The organism is Brevinematia bacterium, from assembly GCA_039630355.1.
Classification (GTDB): domain Bacteria; phylum Spirochaetota; class Brevinematia; order DTOW01; family DTOW01; genus SKYB106.
On sequence record JBCNVF010000018.1, the window covers coordinates 1 to 12,244 of the forward strand.

Sequence of the window (12,244 nt, forward strand, 5' to 3'; positions counted from 1 at the left end):
CCCCTCAATGCAGGCGCTTTACTCCTCTTCCTAACCCTCTCCCTCCCCTTCCTCACAAGCTGATTTATCGTCGGCATACCAAAACTCCACCAAAAACCACAATTATTTTAGAAAAAAACACCACACACTTGCAAACACTACTCTGAAAAGCATCAAAACGTTTATCAAACTATCAAAGTATCACAAAGACAAAGAAAAGGAACTCAATAGTTTTTGCCCCCGAGAGGTAAGTGTAGTTGCACAAACATACTTTCCTTCCCATTTACCTCAACTACTAACCGCAAATCTCCCAAATCTTCACAGGTAATGTAACGTAATGAGGTTAGAAACTTAACCTCTTAGACGCTTCATTGAAAAATGTTCACTCAGTTCTGACAGGGACTGCAAGAGAAGAGAAGTAAAAGAAAAACCACACCTAATTGTAAACTTAGACCTTGTAAGATAAGTCCAAAGTATAACTCTGAAAAACCAATATGATGAAAAAATTTGTGAAAATCAACATATTCCGAAAATCTATAATAGAGGTGGGAATATGTGGGAAAAGGAGTTAGTGGATATACTTGAAGAAGAAAAAAAGATCTTAGGTTGTATATTAGAAAAGGAAAGACTGAAAAAGGATCTTCTTATAAAAAGGGAAGCAGAAAAACTTTTAGAAATAAACTCCGAAGAAGAGAAACTTTTTGACGAGCTGGACAGGTATGAATTTGCTAGAAAAGAAATTATGAAGAAAATATCCCACAGATTAAACTCTTCTTCCGAAGAGATAACTCTATCAAGAATATTAGAATTTGCATCAAACAAGCCACTTTTGGAAAATCTGAAGAACTCAATAATATCTCTCATTTCCGAGATAAAGCTACTTTCGTTTGAAAACAAAGTTCTGATAGAAAGCTCAATGAATGTTTCTCTCTCGCTAATAGAAAAACTCACAAACCTACAACCATCTGACAACAACTACAATTCCAAGGGCAAAAAAGAAATAAAGATAGATCTAACAACTTACTCCACAATTACCTAAATTTCAGAAGTCTGTTCTTTCTGAAACCAGCTAGGATCGTAAAGGTATCTAAAACATGATGGACATTGAACAATATCAGCTTTTAGTTTTATTTTTTCAACAACTACATAAGGTAGCACTATGTTGCACCCTGTGCAATAGTGATATTCTTCCTTAAACTTTTTCCCCTCCCCAAGACTATCAACAGGAACTATTGCTATCCCTTTCTTCTTTTGTAATATATTTGAGAAATGTTGTGCTATATGCAGAGGTACCTTTGAAAGTTTCTCTTTCTGTGTTTCTTCAAGTTTCTTTATCTTGGACAATACCTCCTTTGTCTCCTCTTGGAAAACCTTTTCCTCCGCCTGAAATTCTATTTGCAAGTTATTATATTTCTCCTTAGTTTCAGCATATCTATCTTCCAAGTCGTTTATCTGTTCTTCTATGTCCATAAGCTCCTCGGAAATGGTGCTGATAGTAGCTCTTATCGTTGTTATCTCTATGTTAAAAGACTCTATGGTTCTTTGGTTTCTAGCTATTTCTTCCTCCCTTTCCATAAGCTCAATGAGTCTCTTTTTGTTTGATGCCAAATTTTCGCTTATTACATCTTTCTGAAGTAGTAGTTCTTTCTTTTTACTTTCGTATTTCTGTAGCAGTCTAGAGAGTCTTCCTAACTCTTTTTTGTAGTTATCTATTTTCTTAAATTTTTCATTTAGACCTTCCCTATATTCTGTTATTTGGGAATATATTTCCTGAACCTCAATTAAGATTGAGATAAAGTTAAGAACATCTTCCGAAGAAAGTTCCTTGATCTTCATTGGCATCTACCTAAGCAAATTGGGCCCGGCAGGACTCGAACCTGCGACCCGCTGATTATGAGTCAGCTGCTCTGACCTGCTGAGCTACAGGCCCTGATATTGGGAAGGGTCGGAGTCGAACCGACGACGCAGGGCTTTTCAGGCCCTCGCTCTACCGCCTGAGCTACCTCCCCAATGTGGAGAGAGGAGGATTCGAACCTCCGAAGGCATAACGCCAACAGATTTACAGTCTGTCCCCGTTGACCGCTTGGGTATCTCTCCACAATAAAAGCACTAATAATATTACACATCTCAACCTCCACTTGTCAAGTTCACTCAACTATTCTACAATAAATTCCAGAACTAACAATTAGGCAAGGCTTTCCTTTTACTCTTCTTGCAATCCTATTGACCAGGTAAATACTCCTTCTGGTAGGCACCTAAGAAGCTTGGTGTAAAGCAAGATCCACAACTGACAAATCTTATCTAAAATCAAAGAAAGTAAGTAAACGAAAAGTTCAGAATTTTGCTTACTTACCTAAGATTTTTGGAAATCGTGCAAAAAACTTATTTACAATTACAGCTAGTATGGAAGATTTTGTAATAAAAGGAGGGAGGGTATTCTGCTATAAAAACAACATAAATGGCGAAGAACTAGATATAGCAATAAGTTGTGGAAAGATCACCAAAATTGGACATAACCTCAGTGCAGAAAAATATCTAGACGTCAGAGGACTTTATGTCCTACCGGGACTTATAGATCTGCATGTGCACCTAAGAGAACCTGGAAATGAAAATAAGGAAACAATAGATAGTGGGACAAAGGCTGGTGCCAAGGGAGGAGTAACTACCCTGGTTGCTATGGCCAATACAAACCCAAAGATTGATTCTCCTGAGGTATACTTTGATGTTATAAGCAGAATTTCAAAAAAAGCAGTTGTAAATGTGATACAATCCGCAAACTCCACTAAAGGAATGGAAGGCAAAGAACTTACTGAAATGGGGCTTCTCAAAAGCATAGGGTGTTATGTATTTACCGACGACGGTAAGTCAGTAAGCGATCCAAGAATTATGCATAGGATACTAACATACGCAAAAAACTTTGAAGTTCTGGTCTTTGAACATCCAGAGGAACCAACATTGTCAGAAGGAGGAGTAATAAACCAAGGTAAAAAATCCCTAGAGCTTGGTCTTCAGGGAATACCAAACTGTAGTGAAAGCATAGCAGTTGCAAAAAATATACTACTGGCACAAGAAACAAACTCCTACATCCATCTTCAACATATTTCAACAAAAGAATCTATAGAACTTATAAGATGGGCAAAACGCAAAGGGATCAGAATAACCTGCGAAGTCACCCCCCACCATCTCATCCTCACCGAAGACAGTATTACCTCTCACCTAGACACAAACAAGAAAGTAAACCCTCCTCTAAGAACAGAAGCAGATAGACTAGCACTTATTGAAGCTATAAAAGATGGAACAATAGATGCAATAGCTTCTGATCACTCTCCACACACACAATTTGAAAAATCACTCACATTTCAAGAAGCTCCTTTTGGAACAACAGGTATAGAAACCTTACTACTAGTCCCTTATACCTATCTAGTCACTAAAGGAACAATATCAATGTTAGAGCTTGTTAAACTCCTATCATATAACCCCTCAAGAATAATCAAACTTGAAAATAAAGGACACATCTCCGTAGGAAGTAATGCAGACATAACAATCTTTGACCCAACTCCCAAAAAAATCATAACTGAAGATTTCTTTGTATCCAAAAGCAAAAACTCTTGCTTCCTAGGAATGGAAGTTATAGGAGAGATCAAGTATACTATCGTTGGTGGAAAGATAGTATACCCATTCTCATAAGCTATTTGCTTTCCTAAACTCGTCAATACTCACCAGCTTCCGAAGAATAACATCAACCGATATCTCACTACTTCCTACCGCACCATCAACAGAAACATTACCAATAGCCTCCCTTCTAAGCTCTTTAAGAAACGCTCCAGTTCCCAAAATCTGTCCTAAATCCCTAGCTATGGATCTTATGTATGTTCCCCCAGAACATTTTACAAACACTCTCACCTCAGCATTGTCAGGATCAAATTCCAAAAGCTCAATCTTATAGACATTTACCTTCTTAGGTTTCAGACTTCTCAGAGCAGAATAATAATCTCTCTTTGCGATCTGGTATGCTCTTCTGCCCTCTATATGCACCGAAGAGAAAGCAGGAGGTAATTGTAATATCTCACCTTCAAAGTTTTTCAAAGCCACCTCAATGTCATTTCTTGAAACAGAAACAGAATCAAAAGATTGTACAACCTCACCATAAACATCATCTGTCGTTCTAACCTCACCAAGTTTTATAACCCCTACGTATACCTTCGGAAGATCCTTTATCTCCTCAAACAACTTTGTAGCTTTGCCTAAAAGTATAAGAAGAAGCCCACTTGCAAATTTATCCAATGTACCACCGTGCCCAACCTTGGATACTATTCCTCCTTCCTTCAAAACTCTCTTTACTTTATCTACAACCTTGCTAGATAATATCCCACCACCTTTGTCTACTGCAAGCACCCCATCCAGCATATTATCTACTATGTTATCCTAAAACCTTACCTAGCCTCCAGTTTAACTTCCTCACCCTCACTCTTAAGCAAATCCATTTCCGAAATCATATCTGGAGTGAATCCAACAACCCTACCCCTATACTCAAGCTTTAGGTTATACTTCTCATTAAACTGCTCCAAGGCCTCAAGAACTCTTAAAACAGGCACACTCGCCGAAGCAGATGGCACATTCATTACAACAACTATTTTACTACCATCATCTATTCTAGCAACAAGATCAACAAACCTTATCCTAGAGTTTATCTCCTCCATAAGTTCCAGCATCAATCTCTGCATCTTTCTTTTACCAACTCTCTTAACAACACTGTCATAGTTTTTAAGCTCAACTACACCCAAAGAAAGAGGAACATGATACCTTCTACTCTCGTAAAACTTTAAGGGAAGAAGTCTGTAAAAAGCATCTTCATCAAACTTTGATATCCAATCAATATCACTAACATAGTTGAGAAAGTTGACATACATCCACGACCAAGTTGAAGATAGCATATAAGCAAATATTATTGAACCGATTAAAGCTATAACTATAAGTGACGAAAGATTTTCTATATTCACAGCACTCAAATCAACATGCATAAGATAGTAAGCAACTACATACAAAATTGTAACTGCCAAAAGAAAAACATACAAAAAGTTTGGAATAATATCGTGAATGTTAGCCTCTTTGTATGAAAGCATCTCTAACCTATACTCCAGAATCTTAAGATACACCGCAAGCACTCCTATAAACACAGCAGCACCAAGATGTCCCACAAAGCTCATTATACCAAACTCTACCACTCTCAACCATATCAAGGAGAAATAAATAACAAAAAACAGTATTATTGCCGAAACCACACCACAAGCCACTGTCAATACTCTATTGGAGAACAAGGTTAGAAATCTTTCCTTGTCTTTGAAGGTGAGTGAATATATGGATGCTTTCATAGCAACCTCCCTTTCTTCTTCTCAAGGAATATTATCAAACAATAACACAATTTTTTCAACAGTTTTTCTTCAAGCACCAATAGCTTCTAAAATTTGTAATCAGAAAATAGCTTTCTCTTCACTCTCCTCACAGTCTTTTGACAAACACCACCCAGAAATGAGGAAGTAAACAAAAAGTTTAGAGTCTTGTCTTCTCACTCAACGGGAACTGGAATTTATTAAAAACAAGACCCCTAAATTGCCATACTCTCAGAAAATCCTTTATCATTCAACGCAAAGTATGGAAAACTGCAGTAAGCATAAACACCTTATGCCATACCTCACACCGCTAAAAAGAAGAGTCTCTTTCCTCCAAATGAAAAAACAATAAAGAGAATGAGATGAAGCAAAATAAAGTGATATAAGGGAAGATAATATGAAAAAGCCAAAAATAGTAATTGACACCCAAATGTTATCAAGACCTCAAGTTACAGGAATAGGAAGGTATATAAGTGAGCTACTGCCAAGTCTACTCAAAAACGAAGATTTTGAATGGATTATAAAGCAACCCAGACCCATCAAGTTCTACAGAACACTATGGGAACATACAATCTTACCCCTCTCTGTGTTAGCTGAGAAAGCTGATATTCTATTTTGCCCCTCAAACATAGTTCCTCTATACCTTCCTAAGAATACCAAACTAGTTGTAACCATCCACGACGTAAGAGTGAAAGTATTTCCTGAAACTTTTTCAAAATGGACAAGAGCTTACTACAATCTCATCTATAGCTTTGCTTTCAGAAAAGCAGATGCTATTGTAACAGTCTCAGAATTCTCAAAAGAGGAAATAATAAAATACTTTCCAGAAGCAAAAAACAAAGTCTCTGTTATCTACAACGGGATAAACCTAGAAAAGTTCATCTTCCTAAATATTCCAAGAAAAAACCAGATCCTCTTCATAGGAGCTCTAGCAAAACACAAAAACATAGGAATAATCTTTGAAGCGTTTTCAAAGGTTATGGATGAGATCCCTCATGAACTGGTAATAGTTGGAAGCAGAGACAGTGGTATGCCCCAAGACGAAAAAGTGGAAAAAGCGCTAAAACTAATACCCAAAAATAAAATAAGATTTACAGGAAAAATCTCGGATGACGAGACAGTTAGATTATATAACGAATCTGACTTTTTCATTTTTCCTTCTATATACGAAGGGTTTGGGCTACCACTACTTGAGGCAATGGCCTGCGGATGCCCCATCATAGCATCAAACAGATCAAGTATACCAGAAGTGTGTGGAGACTCTGCTTTATTCTTTGAAGCTGAAAACCCCAATGAACTAGCAGAAAAAATCTTACTTCTAGCAAGAAACCCTGAAATAAAAGCACATCTGAGAACCAAAGGGCTTGAGAGAGTAAAAAATTTCTCTTGGACCACATCAGCAGAAAAATACGTAGAACTCTTTAAGAAACTAGTATGAGCAGTAAAAAACCAAGCTTAAAAACAAACTATGAATTCAACCTACTTGTGAAAATAGTAAATTTGCTCTACCCTATAATAACTATACCCTACGTTACAAGAATCCTTGGACCAGAAGGATTCGGAAAAACAAGCTTCGCCCTAGCTTTTGCAAACTACTTTATCCTGCTTGCGAACTTCGGCGTAGGAACCAACTACGCAATAAGGGAAATATCCAAAGTAAGAAATGACCCCATAGAAATGAAAAGAGTATTCTCAGAACTATTCTTACTCTTCACATTTTCCTCTTTCCTAGCCTCTATACTCTATATCACAACCTTCTTTTTCGTGGAAAAAGTAAAACAAGACCTTCTTCTCTACCTAGTAGTTGGAATAAGCCTTTTTCTAAACCAAATGGCCGTAGGTTGGTTCTTCACAGGAATTGAAAACTTTAAATATCTTGCAATAAGAAACTTCCTCGTAAAAGTCATTGTTATACTGGCAATACTCATCACAGTAAGGGAGCCAAAAGATTATACAATCTACGCTTTTGTGGTATCTTTCTCAGTATTTGGACTTAACATACTTGACTTTGCCTTCGCTCTACGCCACACTAAACTACAATTATCCTCCTCATTTCTAAGACACTTAGCTTCAATGCTGATGTTCTTCCTGATTGGTATTTTCAGCATACTAAACACAGGTATAGATGTAATACTACTGGGTTTCCTAGAAACAACAAATCCTGACAAGGCAGTGGGCTTATTCTCCGCTGTCAGGAAAGTAATTCTCATTCTTTTGATAATGGTAAACTCATTAATCAGTGTAAACTACTCAAGACTAACTCATGTTCTTTCCCAAAACAGTAAGGAAGAATACATAAACCTTTTAAAGAAAACTTCAAACTCCATTACCTTTATCTCATTTTTCGCATTCTCAATTACTTTTTCATTTTCAAGAGAAATAATGGAAATAATAGGCGGTAGTAAATTCATTGAAGCAGAACTATCATTGAAAATAATGTCTCTTCTTTTAATAACAAACGTCCTTAAGAGCATCATAGAATTTCAAATTCTAAACCCTAACAATGGTGAAAGATTGGTAACAATAGGAAGTGTCATAAGTTGGGTTATCACATTTGTGATGCTGATTCTACTTGTACCAACTGCATCATACCTAGGTGCTAGCATCTCACTTCTCATCGGCGATATCACAACTCTTCTTATATTTTTAGTCTTATCAACGAAGATCCTCCCAACAAATGTTCTAAAAACTCTATTCCTCTCTAAAAACACTCTCCTGCATCTATTTGTATCCATATCAATAGTTCTACTACATACCTTAATCTCCCAATTCCTACCCTTAAAACCAACAACGATCATAGAAATAATTGCTTTTACTGGGATACTAGGAGGTCTGTATAGCTTAGTGTATTTTACAACACTCTTGTTACTTAGGGATGAAACAGCAAGAGAGATCAAGGAGACTCTTCTAAAGCTTGCTTTAAGGCTAATAGACAGGAAAACTTAAACTCTATTAAAAGGTGATGCTAACTTTGGCTTTTTGAAATTGAAATTTGCTTTCAAAGAAAATTTTGTTTATGAAAAAAGTAAAAGTTTCAATAATTGGGGCAGGAAACGTAGGTAGCACCCTAGCCAGTATTCTATCTCAAAAAGGATATGCAGACATACGACTTATAGACATTGAAGGAGAGGTAGCCAAAGGTAAAGCAATAGATATAAGTCAACAATGTGCAATATCCTCTGTGGATATTGAAGTAATTGGAGGTAAAGACTACTCACTTGTGGAAGATAGCCAGATATCAGTGATAACAGCAGGAATTGCGAGAAAACCCGGAATGAAGAGAGAAGACCTACTTGAAACAAACGCAAAAATAGTGAAAGAGGTAGTGGAAAACCTTATGAAGTACTCACCTAAAGCCTACATTATAGTAGTAACCAATCCTGTTGATGCAATGTCCTACCTAGCATATAGGGTAGCGGGTATTGAAAAAAATAGAGTTATGGGGATGGGGGGAGTTTTAGATACAGCTAGGTTTAAATACTGTATAAGAGAAAAACTAAGGTGTTCATACAACAGTATCAATGCAATTGTGCTTGGTGGACACGGTGATGAAATGGTGCCTATAACATCTCTTACAACAATAGGTGGAAAAACCTTATCCAAACTCCTACATAAAAGTGAGATAGACGAGATAGTTAGTAAGACCAAAAACGGTGGTGCTGAGATCGTAAATCTTCTTAAGACAGGTTCGGCTTACTACGCCCCCGCTATGGCTGTTGCAAAAATGATTGAGAGTATACTTTTTGACAAAAAAGAAATCTTACCTTGCTCAGCTTTATGCGAAGGAGAATACGGAATAAACAACCTGTTTTTCGGAGTTCCTGTAAAACTTGGCTGTAAAGGTGTAGAAGAAATAATAGAACTTCCTCTAACAAAGGAAGAGATAGAACTTGTTAGAAGATCCTCCGAGAGTGTAAAAAATACCTGTAAGCTCCTAGAAAGACTTGGAGTGATGTAGTAGGAGGTCAAATATGAATAAATTTGTATTAATAGCATTACTACTAGTTATAAGCTGTATAGGATACTCTCAATATTCTGAACCTCACGGCGAGCTATCTAGTCCCTATCCTCCTTCACCTTCAGTCCAACCAGCAAAAAAAATTCCGAAAAGCTTTTTCCCGGAACTTGCCAAAGTGCTAACTAACAAGCTTACCATCAATTTTGAAAACGTAGAGATAAAGCATGTTCTAAATTTTCTAAGATCACAAATACCCATACCAGTGGTTATATCCCCCCAAATCCCTCCAAAGAGCCTAACAATCTCTGCTAAGGACACACTAATCTACGATATAATTCTGACGCTTCTAAAGCTTTCAGACGTGTATATCCTATATGATGGCACTACCCTGATGTTTTTGCCTTACAGCGAATATGAGAGAATACTCAGAGAAAATTTCACAACAACTAAAGTTTACGATCTAAGGTTTATGAACTTTAAAGAAGTCAAGGAGATGATAAAACCCTATCTTTCTCCCTATGGAGACATATTTATTGATGCTGAAAACAACATGCTTATAGTCAAAGATGTTTCTGTTAACCTAATAGCAATTGATAGCTTCCTTAAAAACGTCGGAGTTTCTCCTAAGCTAATTATGATAAAAGTAGAGATAATACAAATAGATAGAAACAATTCTCTTGACTATGGTTTTGACATAACATTGGACAATGTAATAAAAAGCATAACTTCTCTCTCTTTCCAATCCTCACCACAGAATATATCAGGAACTGGCATCTTTGCCCTTAAATTTTCCGCAGAAGTGCCTGAAAGTGGAGGAATTGTATCTGGACTGATAAAGACACTGTCAACATACGGTGATGTTAAACTTCTCTCTTCTCCTAGGGTTGTGTGCAGAAATGGGCAGAAAGCAAAGATACTGATAGGTGACAAGGTTCCCTATGTTAAAAGTATAATACAGGAACAAGCACAAGCAGGCACAACTACTTCACAAATTGACTTTATTGAGGCAGGCATAAAGCTTGAAGTAGAACCAAGGATTACCATTGAAGGTGAAGTTGCAGTTGATGTTAAAGTTGGAATTTCATCATACAGATTTGTAGACTTAACATCAACATTGAAAGCTCCCCAGATAAATACCACCGAAGGTGAGATAAAAGCAGTAGTTAAAGACGGAATACCTTTAGTCATAGGAGGGCTTGAAAAAACCACAGACATTCTCAAAAAGTCAGGTATTCCTTTTCTAATGGACATACCGATAGTAGGTGAAATCCTATTCGCAAATGTTTCAAAATCAACAACAAGATCCACAATCCTCATAGTCCTTACTCCAGAAATAGTTGATTACTCAATTCCCAGAAATGTGGAAGAGAGTAAATAGCCTCAACCAGAAAGCTTAGTATTCTACTCTCCGAAAAAGAAATTATTGATGAAATCCTTTATCTTCTTGAAAAATTTTGGTTTCTGAGAGCTAGAGTCCTGAACTATGATATTACTCTTAAGTAACGGATAATATACTAATCCTACGGATTTAGCAAAAACTGGGCTCTTAACAGCATCAGATATACCACCGATATTCTCAACAAACCCTATTCTACATGGCAAGTTGAATACATTCTCAGCTACTCCATCAATTCCGGGAAGCAAGGAACTACCACCCGTAAGCACTATCCCAGCTGTAGTAGATTCATACATTCCACTATTCTCTAACATCCTTCTTACCTCCAAGAATATTTCCTCAACTCTAGCTTCTATTACTTTTGCTAGCCCAACCCTCTTTATGGTCTTAACTCTCTTGTTTATCATTTGTACTTCTATCGTTTCATCTTCATCTACAGATGGCGGAAAGGCATGACCATAGAGTTTTTTGATCTTTTCGCTCTGCTGGAATGTTGTTTTAAATATGGTAGAAATATCACTTGTTATATCTACTCCACCTATAGGTATTGCCCCATTAAACCATACACTACCGTTATAATATCCAACCACTTCTGTTGTCCCTCCACCAATATCAACAAGCACAACTCCTAAATCCTTTTCTTCCTCAGAAAGTAACAACTCACCCTCGGCTACCGAACCTAAGATAAAATCACTTATCCCAAAATTTGCTTTGGAAACAGCCTTTATAAGGTTCTGCAACTGTGTGACATTAGCATTTATCACCCTAAGTGAAACTTCAAGTCTTGTTCCATTCATTCCTAAAGGATTTTTAATACCATCCTGATTATCCACTGAGTATTGTTGCGGAATCACATGGATTACTTCTTTGTTCAAAGGAACTACTCGCTCTGTAGCGGAATCTATAGCCCTCTTGACCTCAGAATATGTTATTTCACGCTCTTTATTATTAACTGCAACAACAGACTTCGTATTTATCCCCTCACAATATACTCCCGATAGCCCAATATAAAGACTGTCTATCTGAACTCCGGCCATTATCTCAGCTTCCTCAACCGCTTTCTGTATTCCCTGCGAAGCCTCTTGAATATTAACTATCGTGCCCCTTTTCACCCCCTCTGACAAAACTTGTCCAGCCCCAAGTATTTCTATCTCATTTTGACCAACAACCCTAGCTATAACACAGGCGATCTTATAACTACCAACATCTACAGATGCAATTATGTTACTATCCGACACCTTTGACGGCATTTCACACCTAGAGAGTATTTTAAATATGCTATAAACTTTCATTCAACACTTTTCTAACTGAAGTTTGGTCAAGAGTTTGGTATTTTTTTGTGAAAAAGTATTCTGAATACCTTGACTATTCCTTCTTCCTGCTGCTGAGAGATACCCTAGATATCCTCAAGCTTCCAGAGAGAATGATTGCAAGAACAACTTCTACTATCTTCTTCCTGAGCTTGGTTGGAAGGTCAAGTAGAAAGTTTTTGATAAAGTGATTTATAGTTTTTCTGTAATT

11 protein-coding genes and 3 tRNA genes are annotated in these 12,244 nt (G+C 37.0%); 6 read left to right on the forward strand and 8 right to left on the reverse strand.

Annotated features, from left to right (window positions below; translation table 11 throughout):
- A partial coding sequence (locus ABDH28_01490) for a 30S ribosomal protein S12 (protein MEN2997703.1) occupies nucleotides 1-77 on the reverse strand: 77 nt, incomplete at its 3' end.
- A 455-nt stretch (nucleotides 78-532) separates the two neighbouring features.
- Between ABDH28_01490 and ABDH28_01495 the strand changes: the two genes are divergently transcribed.
- Nucleotides 533-1,018, forward strand: a complete 486-nt coding sequence (locus ABDH28_01495) for a flagellar protein FlgN (protein MEN2997704.1) — start codon at nucleotides 533-535, stop codon at nucleotides 1,016-1,018.
- On the opposite strand, the gene ABDH28_01500 is transcribed toward ABDH28_01495, so the two are convergent.
- The 4 genes from ABDH28_01500 to ABDH28_01515 form a co-directional block, all read right to left on the reverse strand.
- Nucleotides 1,015-1,815 carry a C4-type zinc ribbon domain-containing protein gene (locus tag ABDH28_01500; protein MEN2997705.1) on the reverse strand — a complete coding sequence of 267 codons (801 nt, stop codon included), beginning with the start codon at nucleotides 1,813-1,815 and terminating at the stop codon, nucleotides 1,015-1,017. The two genes, ABDH28_01495 and ABDH28_01500, sit on opposite strands and share 4 nt — an antisense overlap.
- A 20-nt stretch (nucleotides 1,816-1,835) precedes the next feature.
- Nucleotides 1,836-1,909 (reverse strand) — tRNA-Ile (locus tag ABDH28_01505).
- Nucleotides 1,910-1,915: 6 nt separating this feature from the next.
- Nucleotides 1,916-1,988 (reverse strand) — tRNA-Phe (locus ABDH28_01510).
- Between the two features lie 4 nt (nucleotides 1,989-1,992).
- A tRNA-Tyr gene (locus ABDH28_01515) sits at nucleotides 1,993-2,076 on the reverse strand.
- Nucleotides 2,077-2,382: 306 nt separating this feature from the next.
- Between ABDH28_01515 and ABDH28_01520 the strand changes: the two genes are divergently transcribed.
- Nucleotides 2,383-3,666, forward strand: a complete 1,284-nt coding sequence (locus ABDH28_01520; protein ID MEN2997706.1) for a dihydroorotase — start codon at nucleotides 2,383-2,385, stop codon at nucleotides 3,664-3,666.
- On the opposite strand, the gene truB is transcribed toward ABDH28_01520, so the two are convergent.
- Both truB and ABDH28_01530 read right to left on the reverse strand, forming a co-directional pair.
- Nucleotides 3,661-4,386 (reverse strand): tRNA pseudouridine(55) synthase TruB, encoded by a 726-nt coding sequence (gene truB / locus ABDH28_01525; GenBank protein ID MEN2997707.1) that lies wholly within the window; start codon nucleotides 4,384-4,386, stop codon nucleotides 3,661-3,663. The two genes, ABDH28_01520 and truB, sit on opposite strands and share 6 nt — an antisense overlap.
- Before the next feature lie 26 nt (nucleotides 4,387-4,412).
- Complete coding sequence (locus ABDH28_01530; GenBank protein ID MEN2997708.1) at nucleotides 4,413-5,351, reverse strand: hypothetical protein; 939 nt, start codon at nucleotides 5,349-5,351, stop codon at nucleotides 4,413-4,415.
- A 415-nt stretch (nucleotides 5,352-5,766) separates the two neighbouring features.
- On the opposite strand from ABDH28_01530, the gene ABDH28_01535 reads away from it, so the two are divergent.
- The 4 genes from ABDH28_01535 to ABDH28_01550 all read left to right on the forward strand — a co-directional run bounded on the left by ABDH28_01535 (nucleotide 5,767) and on the right by ABDH28_01550 (nucleotide 10,705).
- Complete coding sequence (locus ABDH28_01535) at nucleotides 5,767-6,807, forward strand: glycosyltransferase family 1 protein (GenBank protein ID MEN2997709.1); 1,041 nt, start codon at nucleotides 5,767-5,769, stop codon at nucleotides 6,805-6,807.
- Nucleotides 6,804-8,315 (forward strand): oligosaccharide flippase family protein, encoded by a 1,512-nt coding sequence (locus ABDH28_01540; GenBank protein ID MEN2997710.1) that lies wholly within the window; start codon nucleotides 6,804-6,806, stop codon nucleotides 8,313-8,315. The genes ABDH28_01535 and ABDH28_01540 overlap by 4 nt, the downstream gene beginning before the upstream one ends.
- Nucleotides 8,316-8,379: 64 nt before the next feature.
- Nucleotides 8,380-9,327: a malate dehydrogenase gene (gene mdh, locus ABDH28_01545; GenBank protein ID MEN2997711.1), complete on the forward strand. Its 948-nt coding sequence runs from the start codon at nucleotides 8,380-8,382 to the stop codon at nucleotides 9,325-9,327.
- Between the two features lie 13 nt (nucleotides 9,328-9,340).
- Nucleotides 9,341-10,705 (forward strand): type II and III secretion system protein, encoded by a 1,365-nt coding sequence (locus ABDH28_01550; GenBank protein ID MEN2997712.1) that lies wholly within the window; start codon nucleotides 9,341-9,343, stop codon nucleotides 10,703-10,705.
- 23 nt (nucleotides 10,706-10,728) lie between these two features.
- Here the strand turns inward: ABDH28_01550 and ftsA are convergent, their stop codons facing one another.
- A complete protein-coding gene (gene ftsA / locus ABDH28_01555) occupies nucleotides 10,729-12,015 on the reverse strand; it encodes a cell division protein FtsA (GenBank protein ID MEN2997713.1) in 1,287 nt (428 codons plus the stop codon).
- Nucleotides 12,016-12,244: the final 229 nt, after the last annotated feature.